The organism is Methylobacterium dankookense, assembly GCF_902141855.1.
Lineage (GTDB): Bacteria > Pseudomonadota > Alphaproteobacteria > Rhizobiales > Beijerinckiaceae > Methylobacterium > Methylobacterium dankookense.
Genome location: NZ_CABFVH010000006.1, coordinates 136293 through 154002 on the forward strand (window position 1 = coordinate 136293; position 17710 = coordinate 154002).

21 protein-coding genes are annotated in these 17710 nt (G+C 72.7%); 14 read left to right on the forward strand and 7 right to left on the reverse strand.

The window, feature by feature from the left end; translation table 11 throughout:
• Window positions 1-55 precede the first annotated feature (55 nt).
• Together MTDSW087_RS07555 and rpsD are read right to left on the reverse strand one after the other, a co-directional pair.
• Complete coding sequence (locus MTDSW087_RS07555; protein WP_144762419.1) at window positions 56-520, reverse strand: MerR family transcriptional regulator; 465 nt, start codon at window positions 518-520, stop codon at window positions 56-58.
• Window positions 521-709: 189 nt separating this feature from the next.
• Complete coding sequence (gene rpsD, locus MTDSW087_RS07560; RefSeq protein ID WP_142584887.1) at window positions 710-1327, reverse strand: 30S ribosomal protein S4; 618 nt, start codon at window positions 1325-1327, stop codon at window positions 710-712.
• 365 nt (window positions 1328-1692) lie between these two features.
• Here rpsD and MTDSW087_RS07565 point away from each other — a divergent pair, with 365 nt between their 5' ends.
• From MTDSW087_RS07565 to MTDSW087_RS07580, 4 genes are all read left to right on the forward strand, one after another.
• Window positions 1693-2880: a complex I NDUFA9 subunit family protein gene (locus MTDSW087_RS07565; RefSeq protein ID WP_144762422.1), complete on the forward strand. Its 1188-nt coding sequence runs from the start codon at window positions 1693-1695 to the stop codon at window positions 2878-2880.
• Window positions 2881-3029: 149 nt separating this feature from the next.
• On the forward strand, window positions 3030-3737 hold the full coding sequence (locus MTDSW087_RS07570) for a tetratricopeptide repeat protein (protein ID WP_144762425.1): 708 nt from the start codon (window positions 3030-3032) through the stop codon (window positions 3735-3737).
• Between the two features lie 113 nt (window positions 3738-3850).
• Window positions 3851-5194 (forward strand): ribosome biogenesis GTPase Der, encoded by a 1344-nt coding sequence (gene der, locus MTDSW087_RS07575; RefSeq protein ID WP_144762427.1) that lies wholly within the window; start codon window positions 3851-3853, stop codon window positions 5192-5194.
• Window positions 5195-5312: 118 nt separating this feature from the next.
• Window positions 5313-5867 carry a glutathione peroxidase gene (locus MTDSW087_RS07580; protein ID WP_144762430.1) on the forward strand — a complete coding sequence of 185 codons (555 nt, stop codon included), beginning with the start codon at window positions 5313-5315 and terminating at the stop codon, window positions 5865-5867.
• Between the two features lie 2 nt (window positions 5868-5869).
• Here MTDSW087_RS07580 and MTDSW087_RS07585 read toward each other — a convergent pair whose 3' ends face one another.
• The gene (locus MTDSW087_RS07585; protein ID WP_186383771.1) at window positions 5870-6226 is read right to left on the reverse strand and encodes a hypothetical protein; all 357 of its coding nucleotides are present in this window, start codon (window positions 6224-6226) and stop codon (window positions 5870-5872) included.
• Window positions 6227-6312: 86 nt separating this feature from the next.
• On the opposite strand from MTDSW087_RS07585, the gene MTDSW087_RS07590 reads away from it, so the two are divergent.
• Together MTDSW087_RS07590 and MTDSW087_RS07595 are read left to right on the forward strand one after the other, a co-directional pair.
• Window positions 6313-7209 carry a diguanylate cyclase domain-containing protein gene (locus tag MTDSW087_RS07590; protein WP_144762433.1) on the forward strand — a complete coding sequence of 299 codons (897 nt, stop codon included), beginning with the start codon at window positions 6313-6315 and terminating at the stop codon, window positions 7207-7209.
• Window positions 7210-7579: 370 nt separating this feature from the next.
• The gene (locus MTDSW087_RS07595) at window positions 7580-8218 is read left to right on the forward strand and encodes a LuxR C-terminal-related transcriptional regulator (RefSeq protein ID WP_144762436.1); all 639 of its coding nucleotides are present in this window, start codon (window positions 7580-7582) and stop codon (window positions 8216-8218) included.
• A gap of 48 nt (window positions 8219-8266) precedes the next feature.
• On the opposite strand, the gene MTDSW087_RS07600 is transcribed toward MTDSW087_RS07595, so the two are convergent.
• Window positions 8267-9460, reverse strand: a complete 1194-nt coding sequence (locus tag MTDSW087_RS07600; protein WP_144762439.1) for a DNA topoisomerase IB — start codon at window positions 9458-9460, stop codon at window positions 8267-8269.
• A 153-nt stretch (window positions 9461-9613) separates the two neighbouring features.
• On the opposite strand from MTDSW087_RS07600, the gene MTDSW087_RS07605 reads away from it, so the two are divergent.
• The 3 genes from MTDSW087_RS07605 to MTDSW087_RS07615 all read left to right on the forward strand — a co-directional run bounded on the left by MTDSW087_RS07605 (window position 9614) and on the right by MTDSW087_RS07615 (window position 12165).
• A complete protein-coding gene (locus MTDSW087_RS07605) occupies window positions 9614-10750 on the forward strand; it encodes a glycosyltransferase (RefSeq protein ID WP_144762442.1) in 1137 nt (378 codons plus the stop codon).
• The gene (locus tag MTDSW087_RS07610) at window positions 10747-11466 is read left to right on the forward strand and encodes a class I SAM-dependent methyltransferase (RefSeq protein ID WP_144762445.1); all 720 of its coding nucleotides are present in this window, start codon (window positions 10747-10749) and stop codon (window positions 11464-11466) included. Before MTDSW087_RS07605 ends, MTDSW087_RS07610 begins: the two co-directional genes overlap by 4 nt.
• Window positions 11467-11610: 144 nt before the next feature.
• A complete protein-coding gene (locus MTDSW087_RS07615; protein ID WP_144762655.1) occupies window positions 11611-12165 on the forward strand; it encodes an NAD(P)H-dependent oxidoreductase in 555 nt (184 codons plus the stop codon).
• 12 nt (window positions 12166-12177) lie between these two features.
• Here the strand turns inward: MTDSW087_RS07615 and MTDSW087_RS07620 are convergent, their stop codons facing one another.
• The 3 genes from MTDSW087_RS07620 to MTDSW087_RS07630 form a co-directional block, all read right to left on the reverse strand.
• Window positions 12178-12633 (reverse strand): hypothetical protein, encoded by a 456-nt coding sequence (locus MTDSW087_RS07620; RefSeq protein WP_144762448.1) that lies wholly within the window; start codon window positions 12631-12633, stop codon window positions 12178-12180.
• A gap of 189 nt (window positions 12634-12822) precedes the next feature.
• Window positions 12823-13059, reverse strand: a complete 237-nt coding sequence (locus MTDSW087_RS07625; protein WP_144762451.1) for a hypothetical protein — start codon at window positions 13057-13059, stop codon at window positions 12823-12825.
• Window positions 13060-13286: 227 nt separating this feature from the next.
• On the reverse strand, window positions 13287-13661 hold the full coding sequence (locus MTDSW087_RS07630; RefSeq protein ID WP_144762454.1) for a PH domain-containing protein: 375 nt from the start codon (window positions 13659-13661) through the stop codon (window positions 13287-13289).
• 105 nt (window positions 13662-13766) lie between these two features.
• Here MTDSW087_RS07630 and MTDSW087_RS07635 point away from each other — a divergent pair, with 105 nt between their 5' ends.
• The 5 genes from MTDSW087_RS07635 (at window position 13767) to era (ending at window position 17670) form a co-directional block, all read left to right on the forward strand.
• Window positions 13767-14516: a pyridoxine 5'-phosphate synthase gene (locus MTDSW087_RS07635; RefSeq protein ID WP_144762456.1), complete on the forward strand. Its 750-nt coding sequence runs from the start codon at window positions 13767-13769 to the stop codon at window positions 14514-14516.
• A complete protein-coding gene (acpS, locus tag MTDSW087_RS07640; protein ID WP_144762459.1) occupies window positions 14513-14920 on the forward strand; it encodes a holo-ACP synthase in 408 nt (135 codons plus the stop codon). The genes MTDSW087_RS07635 and acpS overlap by 4 nt, the downstream gene beginning before the upstream one ends.
• Window positions 14921-15115: 195 nt before the next feature.
• On the forward strand, window positions 15116-15916 hold the full coding sequence (gene lepB / locus MTDSW087_RS07645) for a signal peptidase I (RefSeq protein WP_144762462.1): 801 nt from the start codon (window positions 15116-15118) through the stop codon (window positions 15914-15916).
• Window positions 15917-15929: 13 nt separating this feature from the next.
• On the forward strand, window positions 15930-16691 hold the full coding sequence (gene rnc / locus MTDSW087_RS07650) for a ribonuclease III (protein WP_238179510.1): 762 nt from the start codon (window positions 15930-15932) through the stop codon (window positions 16689-16691).
• Window positions 16684-17670: a GTPase Era gene (gene era, locus MTDSW087_RS07655; protein WP_144762468.1), complete on the forward strand. Its 987-nt coding sequence runs from the start codon at window positions 16684-16686 to the stop codon at window positions 17668-17670. Before rnc ends, era begins: the two co-directional genes overlap by 8 nt.
• Window positions 17671-17710: the final 40 nt, after the last annotated feature.

Here is a 17710-nt window from a genome sequence, read left to right on the forward strand (position 1 = left end):
GGCTGGTTCGGCGCGCCGAAACGCCCCGTCCGGGCAACGGCTTGCGGAGGGCCCGTCAGGCCTCGGGCGGGCTGCGCAGGGCCGCGAGCGCGTCCCGGCAGGCATGGAGCTCGCGCAGGGCCGCCCGCAGGACCGTCCTGTCGTCGGGCCCGACCTCCTGGCCCGCCTCGCGCTCCTGCAGCGGCGGCGCGGCAGCCACGGCCTCGCCGCGGCCGACCGCCTGCACGAAGCGCACCCCGTTCTCCTTCAGCACCCGCTGGGCGCCCTTGATGGTGTAGCGCTGCACGTGGAGCAGGTGGCGGATGCCGGCGATGAGGTCGACGTCCTCCGGCCGGTAGTAGCGCCGCCCGCCCGCCCGCTTCAGCGGCCGCACCTGCGCGAAGCGCGTCTCCCAGAAACGCAGGACGTGCTGGGGCACGTCGAGATCCTCGGCCACTTCGCTGATCGTCCGGAAGGCGCCCGCCTGCTTGGCCCCGGACCCGGCGGAATCGGAGATTGCGGCGAGCGAGGGGGCCGGCATCGGGGCGATCCTGTGCGAGGGCTCGGGGCCGGAATCACCGGCCCGGGCGATCATAGGACGGGGCGCGGCCGAACCGAAGCTGCGCGGCACGCCGGGCGGCCAGAACCCTGCGCGATGGCGGCGCGCAAACGAAAAGGGCCCGCGCGGGTGGCGCGGGCCCTCGAAACCTTGGCGATCCAGATGGATCGATCAGCGCGAGTAGAACTCGATGACGAGGTTCGGCTCCATCTGCACCGGGTAGGGCACCTCGGAGAGGCCCGGCACGCGGGTGACGCGGGCGGTCATCTTCTGGTGGTCGACCTCGATGTAGTCCGGCACGTCGCGCTCGGCGAGCTGGGTCGCGACGATCACGACCTCGAACTGGCGGGCCGCCTCCTTCACCTCGATCACGTCGCCGGGCTTCACGAGGTAGCTCGGGATGTTCACGCGCTGGCCGTTCACCTTGATGTGGCCGTGGTTGATGAACTGGCGGGCGGCGAAGGGGGTCGCGACGAACTTCGAGCGGTACACGACCGCGTCGAGGCGGCGCTCGAGCAGGCCGATCAGGTTCTCGCCCGAATCGCCGCGCAGGCGGATCGCCTCGGCGTAGTAGCGGCGGAACTGCTTCTCGGTGATGTTGCCGTAGTAGCCCTTGAGCTTCTGCTTGGCGCGCAGCTGCGTGCCGAAGTCGCTCATCTTGCCCTTGCGGCGCTGGCCGTGCTGGCCGGGGCCGTACTCGCGGCGGTTCACGGGGCTCTTCGGGCGGCCCCAGATGTTCTGGCCCATGCGGCGATCGAGCTTGTGCTTCGCCTGAACGCGCTTCGACATCGCGTGTCCTCTGTCCTGTTCTACCTGCGAGGAACGCGCCCTCCTCTTCCCGCCGGGCTGAAAAGCCCTCAGGGACGACAGGGCGGGGTTGAGGCCGCCCACGGGTGCGTATGAAAATGCGACGGGGCCCCGCATCGGAGCCCCGTTGACCGGGCGTCCTTAGAGCAGGCGGCCGCGCCGGTCAACGCTCGCGGCCGGCGGCACCCCGCCCGGGGCAAGCCAGGGCCATGCCGAACGCTCATGTGCCGCCGTCACGATTGGTGCACGACACCGGCTCCCCTCGAACAAGAATTGGGATAAGTAGCGCTCGAACTCCGGGCCGGCACGCGCCGGCCTGCGCCGCGAGGATGAAGAGACGCAAGGCGATGACCGGCGACAGCACGTCCAGCTCCCCCACGGCCGGCCTCGGCCTGATCCGGCCCACCTCGCAGCTCGTGACGATCTTCGGCGGCTCGGGCTTCCTCGGTCGCCACGTGGTGCGCGCGCTCGCCAAGCGCGGCTACCGCATCCGCGTCGCCGTGCGCCGGCCCGACCTCGCCCTGTTCCTGCAGCCGCTCGGCAAGGTCGGCCAGATCGTGGCCGTGCAGGCGAACTTGCGCTACCCCGAGTCGGTGGCCCGCGCGGTCAGGGAATCGGACGTGGTGATCAACCTCGTCGGCATCCTGCAGGAGACGGGCTCGCAGAGCTTCTCCCGCCTCCAGGCCGAGGGTGCGGGCCTGATCGCCCGCGAGGCGGCGAAGACCGGCGCGGCGATGATCCAGGTCTCGGCGATCGGCGCCGACCCGGACTCCGAATCGGCCTATGCCCGCACCAAGGCGGCGGGCGAGGCGGCGGTGTTCCAGGCCTGCCCGGACGCGATCGTGTTCCGGCCCTCGCTGATCTTCGGGCCCGGCGACAGCTTCTTCAACCGCTTCGCCAGCCTCGCCCGCGCCCTGCCGGTGCTGCCGCTGGCGGGCGGGCAGTCGCGCTTCCAGCCGGTCTTCGTCGGCGACGTGGCCGAGGCGATCGCCCGCGCCGTCGAGGGCCGGGTGCCCGGCGGCACGGTCTACGAGCTCGGCGGCCCCGAGGTCGGCACGCTGGAGCACTACGTCCGCTACATGCTGGAGACGGTGCAGCGCCGCCGCGCCGTGGTCGACCTGCCGCTGCCGGTGGCGCGGATCCAGGCCCGGGTCCTGGAGATCGCCGACGCGCTCACCTTCGGCCTGCTGCCGAACGAGCTGAAGCTCACCCGCGACCAGGTGACCCTGCTCCAGCAGGACAACGTGGTCTCCGAGGCCGCCAAGGCGGAGGGGCGCACCATCGAGGCGCTCGGCATCCATCCGACCGCGGCCGAGGCCGTGGTGCCGGGCTATCTCTGGGTCTACCGCAAGGCCGGCCAGTTCGCGACGGGCCGCGGCTCCGAGGCCCTGGAGGAGGTGCCCGACCTGCTGACGGCCGAGCCGCTCGATCCGGGCTCGCAGCACCGGCCGCAGCGGGCCTCGGGCCCGGCGCTCGCCGCCGATCCCGGCGGCCCTCCCGGCCGCATGGGCACCCGCTGGGGTTCGCGCCGCTAAGGTTTCGGGTTTCGAAAGGGGTGATCCCTTTCGTGGGTCCAGGGCAAAGCCCTGGAATCCCGACGGTCGCAAATCCCCGGAGCCTGTGCTAGGCGCGGCGCAATCGAGAGACGCGAGGTGGCCCGCCGGGGACGGCGGGCCGGGGACGCATGGCTGAGAACAACGAGTTCTTCCGCGAGGTCAACGAGGACTATCGCCGGGATCAGGTCGCGCAGATCTGGCGCCGCTACGGCGGCGTGATCATCGCGCTCGCTGTCCTGCTCGTCGCCGGCGTCGGCGGCTGGCGCTACTGGCAGAACGCCCAGCGCGCCGCCGCGGAGACGGCCTCCGAGCAGTTCGACACGGCCAACCGCCTCGCCCGCGACGGCAAGGTCGCGGAGGCCGACAAGATCTTCGACGGCCTGGAGGCGCAGGGGCCGGCCGGCTACCGGCTGCTCGCCCGCTTCCGCTCGGCCGCGGAAGCCGCCAAGACCGATGCCGCCAAGGGCGCGGCGGAGTTCGACGCGCTGGCGGGCGACGCCAATGCCGGGGACGGCCTGCGCGACCTCGCCCGCCTGCGCGCCGCGCTGCTGCGCCTCGACGCGGCCAATCCGGCCCCGGCGCTGGCGAGCCTGCAGAGCCTCGCCGCCGGCACGCCGTTCCGCCACACCGCCCGCGAGATGCTCGGCCTCGCGGCGCTGAAGCGCGGCCAGTACGACGAGGCCGGCCGCTGGTTCGACCAGATCAGCGCCGATCCGGACACGCCCCAGGGCCTGCGCCAGCGCATCGAGGTCTACGCGGCCATCGTCGCGGGCGGCCCCGTCACGGTGACCGAGGCCAAGGCCGAGCCCGCCGCCCCGCCGCCGATCACCCGCTAGATTTTTTCGAGGTCCCTGCGCGACTTGGTGTAAGGAACCGGTTCCGGGCGCGCCGCGCCCGGCCGGGGCGGGCAGGCCTGCGCGCGGACCGCACACGCATTCTGAGAGACATCATGGATCTGCCGACCGTCGCCATCGTCGGCCGGCCGAACGTCGGCAAGTCGACCCTGTTCAACCGCTTGGTCGGGCGCAAGCTCGCCCTCGTCGACGACCGGCCCGGCGTCACGCGCGACCGGCGCGAGGGCGACGTGCAGTTCGGCGGGCTCTCCTTCCGCGTCATCGACACGGCGGGGCTGGAGGAGGCCGACGACGACACGCTGACCGGCCGCATGCGCATGCAGACCGAGGCCGCGATCCTCGCGGCCGACGTCGTGCTGTTCGTGATCGACGCCCGCGCCGGCGTGCTGCCGGCCGACCAGCCCTTCGCCGAGCTGGTGCGGCGCTCAGGGGTGCCCGTCATCCTCATCGCCAACAAGGCGGAGGGCGGCGCCATCGCCGGCGCCTACGAGGCCTTCTCCCTCGGCCTCGGCGATCCGATCCCGTTCTCCGCCGAGCACGGGGAGGGCCTGGGCGAGCTGCACGAGGCGCTGAAGACCACCCTGCCCGAGCCGGATCCCGACGCCGAGGACGAGGACGGCCCCGAGGGGCGGCCGTTGCGGGTGGCGATCGTCGGGCGGCCGAATGCCGGGAAGTCGACGCTTATCAACCGCATGTTGGGCGAAGAGCGGCTGCTCGTCGGCCCCGAGGCCGGCATCACGCGCGACTCGATCTCCCTCGACTGGGCGTGGCGCGGCCGCCGGATCAAGCTGCACGACACCGCCGGCATGCGCCGCCGGGCCCGCATCGACGACAAGCTGGAGAAGCTCGCGGTCTCGGACGGCTTGCGCGCCGTGCGCTTCGCCGAGGTGGTGGTGGTGCTCCTCGACGCCACGATCCCCTTCGAGAAGCAGGACCTGACCATCGTCGACCTCGTGGAGAGCGAGGGCCGGGCGCTCGTCATCGGCCTCAACAAGTGGGACCTCGTCGCCGACCAGCCGGGCCTGCTCAAGACCCTGCGCGAGGACTGCACCCGCCTGCTGCCCCAGGTGCGCGGCGTCTCGGTGGTGCCGCTCTCAGGGCTCGCCGGCGACGGCGTCGACCGGCTGATGCAGGCGGTGGTCCAGGCGGCCGAGGTCTGGGACCGGCGCGTCTCGACCTCGCGCATCAACGACTGGCTCTCCGAGGCCACCAGCCGCAACCCGCCGCCCGCCGTCTCGGGCCGGCGCATCAAGATCCGCTACGCCACGCAGGTGAAGAGCCGGCCGCCGCATTTCGCGCTGTTCGGCAACCAGCTCAACGCCCTGCCGAAATCCTATACCCGCTACCTCGTCAACGGCCTGCGCGAGGCCTTCGACCTGCCCGGCACGCCGATCCGGCTGTCCTTGCGCACCTCGCAGAACCCGTTCGACAAGGGCTGATACGGCGTCCCGACGCTCCGGCCGGACATCGGATCCGTAAGCCTGCGTGGACGGGCGGCGCGCCCGCGCTAGACTGATCCTTCGGGGCCGCGAGGCCCGAAGTTCCGGGAGCGACGCCATGACCCTGCATCGCCGCGAGGCCCTCGCCGTGATCGCCGCAGCGCTCAGCCTGCCGGCCCGTGCCGCGGAGACGCGGGCCACGAGCTTCGCCTTCGAGACGCCCGAGGGCGGGCCGCTGCCGCTCGGGCCCTATGCGGGCCGGCCGATCCTCGTCGTCAACACCGCCACCGCCTGCGGCTATGCCGGTCAGCTCGCCGGGCTCCAGACCTTGTGGACGCGCTTTCAGGACCGGGGCCTCGCCGTGATCGGCGTGCCCTCGCCCGATTTCGGCAACCAGGAGCCCCTCGACGGCCCGGCCATCGCCGAGGCGGCGCGGAAGAACCACGGCGTCACCTTCCCGCTCACCGCCAAGACCCGCGTGAAGATGCCCCATGCCCACCCGTTCTACGCCTGGGCGGCGGAGCGGAAGCCGGGCGAGACCCCGCGCTGGAACTTCCACAAATACCTCGTCGCGCGCGACGGCAGCCTCGCCGCCGCCTTCGCCACGCAGGTGGAGCCGACCGATCCGCGGATGATCGCGGCGATCGCGGCCGAGCTCGACCGGCCGGCCTGAGGCTAGCCTTCTTCGAGGCCCGCGAACCACGCCGCGTAGCGGGTGTTGCGGGCGAGGCGGCGGGTCTCGTCCGGCGCGCCGTCGTCCCACCAGACCGGCCCGCGCTCGCCGAGCGCCTCCTTGGCCGCCTGGACCTCCTTCCGCGCCGCGGCGAGCGCCGTGGCCGCATCCGGCCGTCCGGCCCGCTCCGCCTTCAGGGCCGCCCCGACGGCGCGGCGGGCCGTCATCAGCGCCGAGACCGCCGCCTCCCGCTGCGCCGCACCGAGATTCGGGTCGGCCCGGCGCCAGAGCCGCCCGCGCACCACGATGTAGCGCCCATCCGGCGTCACCGGCGGCCCGTCCTGCGTGCGGTCACGCATCCGCGAGCGGAGAATGCCCGAGAGGGAGTGTTAAGCACTGGGGTCCGATAGTGCGCGTCCGAGTCCGCCGCGGCCCGAGAAGCTTCATGCACATCGTCATCGTCGATTCCAGCCGGGTCGTCCTCAAGATCGTCTCCGGGCTCCTCGAACCGCGCGGGCACGTGGTTCACAGCTTCACAGATTCCGCCGAGGCCCTGGCCTTCCTCTCCAACCAGCCCGAGGTGCGGGTGCTGATCACCAGCCTCCAGGTGCGCCCCCTGAGCGGCCTGGAACTGTGCTGGTCGGCCCGCCTGCTGGCCGAGGAGCGCCGGCCCCTCTACGTCATCACCATGTCCTCGGCCCGCAACGAGCGGAACCTCGCCGAGGCGCTGGATAGCGGCGCCGACGACTTCATCGACAAGCCGCCGGGCGCCGAGGAGTTGCACGCCCGCCTGCGCGCCGCCGAGCGCCTGACCACGCTGCAGGAGAACCTGATCCGGCTCGCCGAGACGGATCCCCTGAGCGGCATCTTCAACCGCCGCGCCTTCTTCGCGCAGGCGAGCACCAGCGCCGACCGGGCCGGCAACCACGGCCGCCTCTCGATGGTGCTGGCCGATATCGACCACTTCAAGCGGATCAACGACGAGCACGGCCACGATGTCGGCGACCTCGCCATCCAGGCGGTGGCGAAGCTGATCGCCACGGAGGGCAAGGCCGGCCGCCTCGGCGGCGAGGAATTCGCGGTGGTCCTGCCCGAGACGGGGCTGGAGGCGGCCGAGGCGGTGGCGCGCCGCCTGTGCCTGCGCGTGCGCGACCTGCGCATCCGCGGCGCCCGCGGGCCCGTCACCCTCACCTGCAGCTTCGGCGTCAGCACCTGGGTCGAGGGCGACTCGGTCGAGGCGCTGATGAAGCGCGCCGACATCGCGCTCTACGAGGCCAAGTCCGGCGGCCGCGACCGCGTGGTCTCGGCCGCCACCGACCTGATCCTCGCCCGCGCGGGCTGAGGGCGGCGCTCGGCCGCGCCCTTCGAAACACCTGTCCGATCCGACGCGCATCCCCTCTCCCCACCTGCGGGGGAGGGGATGCGCGTTCGCACCTATCGTCATGCCCCCGGGACTGCCCGCAGGGATGGTCCCGGCGAAATCCCGTGCCGGCACTTGCATGGTCCGGGCCAAGATCGGCACAGGGATGAAGAAACAAACTGAATCACTTCGTGCCGTACTGGCACAGGTCCGAGCCGTTCATTCCGGGTCCGCCTTGGCGCGGAGCCTGCATAAACCTTAATCGAGCCCGATCGGGACTGGAACGAACTTTGGAACCTCATACCCGCAGCCGGTGAAGACGTTTCAAACCGGGAATAGAGGGTGCGGGGTCATGAGTGATGCGGTTGGCGTTCTGATCCTGGATGAGCCACAGGACCTGTGCCCGACCTTCCGCGCGACCCTGGAGCACCTGCCGGCGCTCCAGACGGTGACGGAGGCCGATCTTGCGGCGGGCTGGACGGGGCCCGCGGTCGCCGTGGTCTTCCTCGACGAGGGCCGCCTCGGCGACGGCCTCGCCCGCATCGTCTCCCTGCGCGACCGCCTGCCGGCCTTGCGCATCCTTGCGGCCTTCCAGGCGCTGACGAGCCAGGATCTCAAGGCGCTGCTCACGGCCGGCGCAGACGCGGTGATGGCGCGCTCCGCCGCCCCGCGCGAGATCTGCACCGCGGTGCTGGCGCTGGCGGAGGGCGCTGCCTGCCTCGTGGCGGAGACGGAGGTGCAGCCCGAATCCGGCGAGGCCCTCGGCCTGACCCCGCGCGAGGCCGAGGTGCTGCGCTTCCTCAGCGCCGGCTTCAGCAACAAGGAGGTGGCCCGCCGCCTCGCCCTGAGCGTCCGCACGGTGGAGACGCACCGGCTCAACCTGCGCCGCAAGACCCAGACCGGCCGGCTCAAGGATCTCGTCACCCTGGCCCGCCAGCTCGGCCTCGCGCCGGTGGTGGAGGGCGAGCGCGGCCGCAGCTCGCGCCACTGACGGGCGATCGGCACCGGTCCCGCTCCGGCGGGACCGCCGGGGGCACCCTCAGGGCGCGGCGTGCAGCGCCGCCTGCGCGGGCCGGCGCGCGGCGGGCTTCCCGGATCTCCGGCCCTTCGCCTCAGCCGCCTTCTTCGCCGTCCGGCGGGTGGGCTTCGCCGTCACCGCATCCTGTCCCCCCTCCAGCCGCTTTCGCAGCAGGGTCAGCACCGCCGCCTCCTCGGGCCGGAGCGTCGCGAGCCCGCGCAGCTCGTCGTCCACCGCCTCCTTGATCTGCAGGAGCAGGCTGCCCTCGAGGTAGCAGTCGAGCACCTGCGGGTGGATGTAGCACTTGCGGCAGATGGTCGGCGTGTTGCCGAGCCGGGCCGCCACGCCCTCGATCGCGGCACGCACGTTGGTCTTGGCCTTGGCCTGGCTGTCGAAGGCCTCGAATTCCTGCAGCGCCAGGGCGGCGAGCACCGTGCCGGCCCAGGTGCGGAAATCCTTGGCCGTGAAATCCTCGCCCGCGATCTCGCGCAGATACGCGTTCACGTCCGACGAGGTCACGTCGCGCCGCTCGCCGGCCTCGTCGAGATACTGGAACAGCTCCTGGCCCGGCAGGTCCTGGCAGGCCTTCACGATCCGCGCGACGCGCCGGTCCTTCAGCGAGATGTCCCAGGTCTTGCCGCTCTTGCCCTTGAAGCGGAACGTCATCGCCGCGCCCTCGACCGTGACGTGCGGGTCGCGCAGGGTGGTGAGGCCGTAGCTCTTGTTGGTGCGGGCGTAGTCGTCGTTGCCGACGCGGATCAGCGTGGTCTCCAGAAGGTGCACCACGGTGGCGAGCACCTTCTCCCGCTTCAGGCCGCGCAGCGCCATGTCGGCATCGACCCGCGCGCGGATGCCGGGCAGCGCGTCGGCGAAGGCCATGATCCGGCTGAACTTGGTCGATTCCCGCGCCTCGCGGAAATCGGGGTGGTAGCGGTACTGCTTGCGCCCCTTGGCGTCGCGGCCGGTGGCCTGGATGTGGCCGTTCTTCCTCGGGCAGATCCAGACATCGGTATAGGCGGGCGGGATCGCGAGCTTGCGGATGCGCGCGAGCGTGCCCGCGTCGCGCACCGGCTCGCCCTTCGCGTCGAGGTAGCGGAAACCCTTGCCGCTCTTCCGGCGGGTCAGGCCGGGGCGGCCGTCATCCATGTAGACGAGCCCGGCCTCGGCCGCGGCCTCGCGCGGATCGACGACGCTGGTCTCGGCCGGCTCGGGCATGGCACGCACTCTCCTCGTCCGCTCTCCGCGTCACCGGCGGACAACCGCGGGGCGCGCATCCGCGTTCCGGGCGGTCCGATCCGCCGCAGGGCCCGCGCGTGGCGGAGCCGCCCGTGCTACAGCCGCCGCATGGACGCCCCGCTGCCCGCACAGATGGCCGAACCGATGGCCCGCCTCGTCTACGTGGTGACCGAGGACTGGTTCTTCGCCTCGCATTTCCTGCCCTTCGCCCGCGCGGCGGTGGCGATGGGGCTGTCGGTCACGGTGGTCACCCGGGTGCGCGACCACCGCGCCGCGATCGAGGCGACGGGCGCGCGCGTGGTGCCGCTGGAGGCCGAGCGCTCCAGCCTCAACCCGATGGCGGCGGGCTACGCGGCGGGCCAGCTCGCGGCGATCCTGAAGGCGCTCAAGGCCGACATCGTCCACTGCATCGCGCTGCGCGGCATCCTCGTCGGCGGCACCGCGGCCACGATGGCGGGCGTGCCGGCCCGGGTCTACGCGCTGACCGGCCTCGGCCTGATCGGCGCCCGCCAGGACGCGGCCGGCCGCATGGCGCGCACGGCCCTGCGCCACCTGATCCGTGGGGCGCTGGCCTCGCGCCGGACGCGCTTCCTCCTGGAGAACCCGGATGATGCCCGGGCGCTCGGGCTCGACCCCGCCGACACCGCGGTGACGATCGTCGGCGGCGCGGGCGTCGACCCGGAGGCGTTCCGGCCCGCGCCCCTGCCGCCGCTGCCGCCGCTCCGCGTCGCCCTCGTCGCGCGCATGCTCTGGTCGAAGGGCGTCGACGTGGCGGTGGAGGCCGTGCGCCTCGCCCGCGCCCGCGGCGTGCCGGTGGAGCTCTCGCTCTACGGCGCGCCCGACCCCTCGAACCGCCGGGCGATCCCCGAGGAGACCCTGCGCGGCTGGTCCCGCGACGGCGTCGCCTGGCACGGGCCGACGCGGGACGTGGCCCAGGTCTACGGCGCGCACCACGTCGCCTGCCTGCCCTCGCGTGGCGGCGAGGGGCTGCCGCGCACGCTGCTCGAAGGGGCGGCCTGTGGCCGGGCCCTCCTCACCACCGACGTGCCGGGCTGCCGGACCCTGGTGCGCGACGGCGTCGAGGGGCTGGTCGTGCCCCCCGACGATGCGGAGGCGCTCGCCCGGGCGCTGGCCCGGCTCGCCGCCGATCCCGCCCTCGTCGCCGGCCTGGGGGAGGGCGCCCGCGCGCGGATCCTCGCGGGGGGCTTCACCGAGGCGGCGGTGGCCGAGGCGGTGTGCAACCTCTACCGCGAACTCATGCCGGCATGATCCGGATCACGCCCGAGACCGCGGAGGCGTTCATCCGCACCAATACCCGGCTGCTGCCGGTGCCGCACGCGCCCGAGATCGTCCTGCACGTCGCCGACGAGGCGACCGAGCTGTGGCAGCGCACCGAGGAGGAGCTGGAGGCGATCGGCCTGCCGCCGCCCTTCTGGGCCTTCGCCTGGGCCGGGGGGCAGGCGCTCGCCCGCTACCTCCTCGACAATCCGGGCCTCTGCGCGGGGGCGCGGGTGCTCGACTTCGCCTCCGGCTCGGGGCTCGCCGCCATCGCCGCCGCCAAGGCCGGCGCGGTCGACGTGGTGGCGAGCGACCTCGACCCCTTCGCGATCCCCGCGATCCGCCTCAACGCCGCCGCCAACGGCGTCGCCGACCGCATCCGCCCGGCGCAGGAGGACCTGATCGGCCGGGACGTCGCGGCCGACCTCGTGCTCGCCGCCGACATCTTCTACGAGCGCGACCTCGGCGCCCGGGTCGGGGACTGGCTCGGCCGCCTGCAGGCGCGGGGCACCACGGTCCTCGTCGGCGATCCGGGCCGCACCTACCTGCCCCGGGACCGTCTGACGCAGGTCGCGAGCTACCGCGTGCCGGTGACCCGCTCCCTGGAGGATGCCGAGATCAAGGCGAGCCACGTCTGGCGCTTCCGCGATCCCGAGGTGCCCGCCCCGGACCCGCGCGCGGTCTCAGCCAGCCCGCGCGGCGCTTGAGCGAAGGCGACAACCGCCATTCCGAAGGGATCACCCGGATGTCGTATGAGCCCTCTCGACACCCGGACTTCGGGTGGGCCAAGCCTTGCGGGGCCGGGGCTGGAACCCCACACCGGACCAGACCGGAGATCGAACCAGGTGTCCCTGCCCCGTATCGTCGCCTTCTCGGCCAGCGCCGGCCGGCCCTCGCGCACCCGCGCCCTGGTGGAGGCGGTGGCGGAGGAGCTCGGCCGCCTGCGCCGGGTGGAGCTGTCGGTCTACGACCTGCTCGATGCCGGGCCGGATCTCTGCGTCGCCGCCCGCGAGGACCTGCCGCCCGCCGCGCGCGCCCTCATCGAGGCGATCGAGGGCGCGGACGGGCTGATCGTCGGCACGCCGGTCTACCAGGGCTCCTATGCCGGCCTGTTCAAGCACGTCTTCGACTTCGTGCAGCCGGAGGCGATGCTCGCCAAGCCCGTCGCGCTCACCGCCACCGGCGGGGGTCTGCGCCATGCGCTGGTGGTGGAGCACGCGCTGCGCCCGCTCTTCGGCTTCTTCGCCGCCCATGTGGCGCCGACGGCGGTCTATGCCTGCAGCGCCGAGATGGACGGCCTCGTCATCGCCGATGCGGGCGTGGCCGCCCGGGTGCGCGCGGCGGCGGCGGAGCTGTCCGACCTCGTCGGGATCGGCCAGGCAGGAGAGGGCGTCGGCCTCAGGTGACGGGCCTCCGCCTCAGCGGCGTGGCACGCGCACCGCGATGATGCGGGCGCCGGTCGATTCCATCGCCGGCATGTCCATCCGGGCCCAGCGGCCGCTCTCGCCGCGGGACAGGATGCGCGCCCCGCCCCGGCGCCGCGGCGGCGGGCTCGGCGTGTCGATCACGGTCAGCGTCGGCTGGCCGACCGGCGCGCGGGTGATGCCCGCCACCGTGGGGATGCCGTAGGTGCCGTAGCTCCAGGCGGGCGGGACGATCTCGCTCGGGCGCGGGAAGCGGGTGAGCGGCGCGCCGATATAGGCCCCGCGCACCGCCTCGTCGGCGAAGCCGTAGCCGCCGGAGCCATAGGCGTAGCTCGGCGCGTAGACCGTGCCGTAGGACTGGACGCGGCCGTACTCGCCGGCCGCCGCCTGGCCGAGGCCGGCGCCGAGCGCGAGGACGGCCAGGGCGGGCCGCAGGATCTGCGCGAACATCGGTCCTTCCTCCGGATTCTTCAAAAGGATCTCGCCGGGAACCGGCCCGGCCACGATGTCGTTCCGCGCGAGGCCGCCCCGCCAGCCGCGCAGACTGCGTAAGCGGCCCGCCGCCGGACGGTCACGCGGACCCGTGCACATGAAAAAGCCCCGGACGGGCCGGGGCTCCTCGCGGGTCGCGAAACGACCTCAGCGGCAGGTGGTGATGCGGCGGACGACCCAGCCCTCGCCCTCGATCCAGAGGCGCTTGCGCGCGCGGCTGCAATTGGCCTCCTCCTCGGGCTCGGCCGCCACGGGCCGCACGTTCGAGGTCGCCTCGGCCACCTTGGCCACGCCGCGGTCGGAGGCCGGCGCGGCGGAGGCGGCGCCGAGGCCGGCGGCAAGGAGGGGCGCGGCGAGCGCAGTCGCGGCGAGGATCTTCAGCATGGCGATCTGGCCCGTTCGGGGGGAGGCGGCGTAGGGTCCGGCAGGGGCGTGGGGCGCCGGCCCGCGGCAGTGTCGTGCTCGCCCCATCAATGCACGGCTCGGCCGTTCGGTTGCACCGAATCGCCACACTTGCGCCACAGAAATCGCTCGGCTGTCCCCAGCCGCTCGGGGCCGCGCGTGCGCGGGCGCACACGGCCCGGCCACACGGCCCGGCGAGGTCTCCAGCCCTACTTCAGCGAGGCCGCGATCGCCTGCTGGATGCCGAGCACGTTGGCCCCGCGGCCGAGCGTGCGCTCGATCGGGTCGGGCCGGCCCGAGACCCAGATCTTCAGCTCCGAATCGAGGTCGAAGGTGCCCGCCGTCTCCACCGCGAAGCTCGTGATCGCCCGGTAGGGCACGGTGAGGTAGGAGACCTTGCGGCCGGTCAGTCCCTGGCGGTCCACCAGGATCAGGCGGCGGTCGGTGAAGACGAAGAGATCGCGGATCACCTTGAAGGCGACGCGCACCGCCTCGCCCTCCACGAGGAGGCCGGCCATCTGCTCGTCCACCTCGCGGGGGCCGAGATCGCTGCCGTGGCCGAGCAGGCCGTCGAGGAACCCCATCATAGACCTCCAGCGGAAAGCTTGAGGGGATGTGGGACTTGCGGCAGGCCGCCGCAATCGTCAGGTGAGGGACGATCCTTCGACCCAGGGCCCGCCGGACCGACCATGACCGCCCCGAAGCTGCGCCTCGGCGTCAATATCGACCACGTCGCCACCGTGCGGAACGCCCGCGGCGAGGCCTATCCGGACCCGGTGCGCGCTGCGCTCGTCGCGGCGGAGGCGGGCGCCGACGGCATCACCGCGCATCTGCGCGAGGACCGGCGCCACATCCGCGACGCCGACATGCGGGCGCTCAAGGAGCGGCTCTCCGTGCCCCTCAACTTCGAGATGGCGGCCACCGACGAGATGGTCGGCCTCGCGGTGGCGCTGCGCCCCCACGCCGCCTGCTTGGTCCCCGAGAAGCGCGAGGAGCGCACCACGGAGGGCGGGCTCGACATCGTCGGCGGGCGCGGGCACCTCGCCCCCCGCATCGCCCGCCTCGCCGAGGCCGGCATCCGCGTCTCGCTCTTCGTGGAGCCGGAGCCGGAGGTGATGGAGGCCGCCTCCGCCCTGAACGCCCCGGTGGTGGAGCTGCATACCGGCAGCTATTGCGAGGCGGTGGTGGCGGGCGACGAGGCCCGCATCGCCCACGAACTCGCCCGCATCACCCGCGCCGCCCGGCATGGGGCGGGACTCGGCCTGGAGATCCATGCCGGCCACGGCCTGACGCTCGACAGCGTCGGCCCGGTGGCGGCTTTGCCCGAGATCCGCGAGCTCAATATCGGCCACGCCCTGATCGCGGAGGCGATCTTCGTGGGCCTGCCCCAGGCGGTGCGCGACATGCGCGCCGCGATGGACCGGGCGCGGGCGCCATGATCGTCGGCATCGGCTCCGACCTCTGCGACATCCGCCGCATCGAGAAGTCCCTGGCGCGCTTCGGCGAGCGCTTCACGCAGCGGGTCTTCACCGAGGGCGAGCGCCTGAAATCCGACCGGCGCGCCGCCCGCGCCCCCTCCTACGCCCGGCGCTTCGCCGCCAAGGAGGCCTGCGCCAAGGCGCTCGGCACCGGCATGAGCCGGGGCGTGTTCTGGCGCGACATGGAGGTGGTGAACCTCCCCGGCGGCAAGCCGACCCTGCGGCTGACCGGCGGGGCGCTCGCGCATCTGCAGACCCTGATCCCGGCGGGGCACGCGGCGCGCATCCACGTCTCGCTGACCGACGATCCGCCGCTCGCGCAAGCCTTCGTGATCATCGAGGCGGTGCCCTCCGGCACATCGTGACGGGAGCTTGAGGGGAGAGCCGCGTTGCGGGGAGGCGGCGCTTGGTCTAGACCCCCGCTTCCAGCGGACACGATTGCGGCGCATTCCTGATGCCAAGCCTGTCTTTCAGGCCGGCATTCCACGGGCGCTGAGCCGGCGTGTCGGGCCCCTTGACCGGTCCTTGCCGGGCAGGGATGCGGCGACGGGATCGAGCTTATGGAACAGGCGCGCGTGAACCAGGACGGCAAGCACGAGATCAAGAGCGCCGAGGGCGGCGCCTGGGCGAGCACCCGCGAGACGCTGAAGGTCGGCATCCAGGCGCTCCTCATCGCCCTCGTGGTGCGCACGCTGCTGTTCCAGCCGTTCAACATCCCCTCGGGCTCGCTGGTGCCGACGCTGCTGATCGGCGACTACCTGTTCGTGTCGAAATATTCCTACGGCTACTCCAAGTTCTCGCTCCCGCTGAGTGAATACATTCCCGGCAAGGCCGAAGGCCGGATCTGGGCGGCCGAGCCGAAGCGCGGCGACATCGCGGTGTTCAAGCTGCCGAAGGACAACGCGACGGACTACATCAAGCGCGTGATCGGCCTGCCCGGCGACAAGATCCAGATGATCGACGGCGTGCTCAACATCAACGGCAAGCCGGTCAAGCGCGAGCGCATCGCCGATTACGAGACCATCGACCCCTACGGCCAGGCCACCAAGGTGCCCCAGTACAACGAGACGCTGCCCAACGGTGTCGTGCACCGGGTGATCGAGCGCGACGGCGACAACGGTTTCTGGGACAAGACCGAGCTCTACACCGTGCCGGCCGGGCACTTCTTCATGATGGGCGACAACCGCGACAACTCCACCGATTCGCGCGACCTCGCCAATGTCGGCTACGTGCCCTTCGAGAACTTCGTCGGCCGGGCCGAGATGATCTTCTTCTCGATCGACGAGGGCACGCCCGCCTGGCAGGTCTGGAGCTGGCCGGCCAAGGTGCGCTGGGGCCGCCTGTTCAGCACGATCCATTGAGGGGCCTGACGCCGTGAGCGACGCCGCGGGTCCCCCGGCCGCCGCCGCGCGGCGCGGCCGCCGCACCAAGCCGCCCCTGGGCCTGCTCGAGGCCCGGATCGGGCACAGCTTCGCCGACCGCTCGCTCCTGGAGCGGGCGCTCACCCATGTCAGCAAGGCGGGCGGGCGCGCCGGCAGCTACCAGCGCCTCGAATTCCTCGGCGACCGGGTGCTTGGGCTCGCGGTGGCCGACATCCTCTACGAATCCCTGCCCGGGGGCGACGAGGGCGAGCTCTCCCGCCGCCTCGCGGGGCTGGTGCGGCGCGAGACCTGCGCCGCCGTCGCGCGGACCTGGGAGGTCGGCCCCCACCTCGTCCTCGGCACCGGCGAGGTCAGCGGCGGCGCGCGGCGCAACCAGACCATCCTGGCCGATGTCTGCGAGGCGATCCTCGGCGCGGTCTATATCGATGCGGGCTTCGCCAAGGCGCGCGAGGTCGTCGAGGCGGCCTTCCGCCCGGCCGAGATCACCGACGCCCCGCGCGGGCGCGACGCGAAATCCGCCTTGCAGGAATGGGCGATGGCGCGCAGCCTGTCGCTGCCGGCCTACACGGTGCTCGACCGTTCGGGGCCCGACCACGCCCCGCGCTACAGCATCGCCGTGCAGGTGCAGGGGCTGGAGCCGGGCATCGGCATCGGCCCCTCGAAACGGGTCGCCGAGCAGGAGGCCGCCCGCGCCCTGATGGAGCGCGAGGGCATCGCGGAGGGCGCCGCCCCCGACGGGACGACAGATGATTGACGAGCACGACGACCACACCCCCGAGGAGAGCGCCGTCCCGGCCGCGCCCGCGACGACACCCTCGACGCTGCCAGGCACGCCCGAGGGCGCGCGCGCCGGCTTCGTCGCGCTGATCGGCGCGCCGAATGCCGGCAAGTCGACGCTGCTCAACAACCTCGTCGGCACCAAGGTCTCCATCGTCTCGCGCAAGGTGCAGACCACGCGGGCGCTGATCCGCGGCATCGTCATCGAGGGCAAGGCGCAGATCGTGCTGGTGGACACCCCCGGCATCTTCGCGCCCAAGCGCCGCCTGGACCGGGCGATGGTCCATTCCGCCTGGAGCGGCGCGGCCGATGCCGATGCGGTCTGCCTGCTGGTCGATGCGCGCAAAGGCGTGGACGAGGAGGTCGAGGCGGTGATCGCCCGCCTCAAGGACGTGCGCCGGCCGCGCATCCTGATCCTCAACAAGATCGACCTGATCCTGCGCGAGCGCCTGCTGGAGCTCGCCGCCCGCCTCAACGGGCTGCTGCCCTTCGACCAGACCTTCATGGTCTCGGCGCTGAACGGGGACGGGGTCGACACCCTGCGCCGACAGCTCGCCGCCCTGATGCCGGAGGGGCCCTGGCTCTATCCCGAGGATCAGGTCTCGGACGCGCCGCTCCGGATGCTCGCCGCCGAGATCACCCGCGAGAAGATCTACGACCGCCTGCACGAGGAGCTGCCCTACCGCTCCACCGTCGAGACCGACCAGTGGCAGGTCCGGCCGGACGGCTCGGTGCGCATCGAGCAGACCATCTTCGTGGAGCGCGAGAGCCAGCGCTCCATCGTGCTCGGCAAGGGCGGCCAGACCATCAAGGCCATCGGCCAGGCCGCCCGCATCGGTATCGCGGAGGCGGCCGACGCCAAGGTCCACCTCTTCCTGCACGTGAAGGTGCGCGAGAACTGGGCCGACGACCCCGCCCGCTACCGCGAGATGGGGCTGGAATTCCCCAGAGGCTGACGGTCGGGGCGCGGGATGCGCCCTATCTCCATCCTCCCGC

Bases quoted from the DNA above. Each gene is read 5' to 3' on its own strand.
- MTDSW087_RS07595 (WP_144762436.1), top strand. From the start codon at position 7,580: ATGAGTGATGCGGTTGGCGTTCTGATCCTGGATGAGCCACAGGACCTG.
- MTDSW087_RS07585 (WP_186383771.1), bottom strand. From the start codon at position 6,226: ATGCGTGACCGCACGCAGGACGGGCCGCCGGTGACGCCGGATGGGCGC.
- MTDSW087_RS07600 (WP_144762439.1), bottom strand. From the start codon at position 9,460: ATGCCCGAGCCGGCCGAGACCAGCGTCGTCGATCCGCGCGAGGCCGCG.
- MTDSW087_RS07565 (WP_144762422.1), top strand. From the start codon at position 1,693: ATGACCGGCGACAGCACGTCCAGCTCCCCCACGGCCGGCCTCGGCCTG.
- MTDSW087_RS07555 (WP_144762419.1), bottom strand. From the start codon at position 520: ATGCCGGCCCCCTCGCTCGCCGCAATCTCCGATTCCGCCGGGTCCGGG.
- MTDSW087_RS07605 (WP_144762442.1), top strand. From the start codon at position 9,614: ATGGCCGAACCGATGGCCCGCCTCGTCTACGTGGTGACCGAGGACTGG.
- MTDSW087_RS07625 (WP_144762451.1), bottom strand. From the start codon at position 13,059: ATGCTGAAGATCCTCGCCGCGACTGCGCTCGCCGCGCCCCTCCTTGCC.
- lepB (WP_144762462.1), top strand. From the start codon at position 15,116: ATGGAACAGGCGCGCGTGAACCAGGACGGCAAGCACGAGATCAAGAGC.
- MTDSW087_RS07620 (WP_144762448.1), bottom strand. From the start codon at position 12,633: ATGTTCGCGCAGATCCTGCGGCCCGCCCTGGCCGTCCTCGCGCTCGGC.
- rpsD (WP_142584887.1), bottom strand. From the start codon at position 1,327: ATGTCGAAGCGCGTTCAGGCGAAGCACAAGCTCGATCGCCGCATGGGC.
- MTDSW087_RS07590 (WP_144762433.1), top strand. From the start codon at position 6,313: ATGCACATCGTCATCGTCGATTCCAGCCGGGTCGTCCTCAAGATCGTC.
- acpS (WP_144762459.1), top strand. From the start codon at position 14,513: ATGATCGTCGGCATCGGCTCCGACCTCTGCGACATCCGCCGCATCGAG.
- der (WP_144762427.1), top strand. From the start codon at position 3,851: ATGGATCTGCCGACCGTCGCCATCGTCGGCCGGCCGAACGTCGGCAAG.
- MTDSW087_RS07610 (WP_144762445.1), top strand. From the start codon at position 10,747: ATGATCCGGATCACGCCCGAGACCGCGGAGGCGTTCATCCGCACCAAT.
- era (WP_144762468.1), top strand. From the start codon at position 16,684: ATGATTGACGAGCACGACGACCACACCCCCGAGGAGAGCGCCGTCCCG.
- MTDSW087_RS07570 (WP_144762425.1), top strand. From the start codon at position 3,030: ATGGCTGAGAACAACGAGTTCTTCCGCGAGGTCAACGAGGACTATCGC.
- MTDSW087_RS07630 (WP_144762454.1), bottom strand. From the start codon at position 13,661: ATGGGGTTCCTCGACGGCCTGCTCGGCCACGGCAGCGATCTCGGCCCC.
- MTDSW087_RS07580 (WP_144762430.1), top strand. From the start codon at position 5,313: ATGACCCTGCATCGCCGCGAGGCCCTCGCCGTGATCGCCGCAGCGCTC.
- MTDSW087_RS07635 (WP_144762456.1), top strand. From the start codon at position 13,767: ATGACCGCCCCGAAGCTGCGCCTCGGCGTCAATATCGACCACGTCGCC.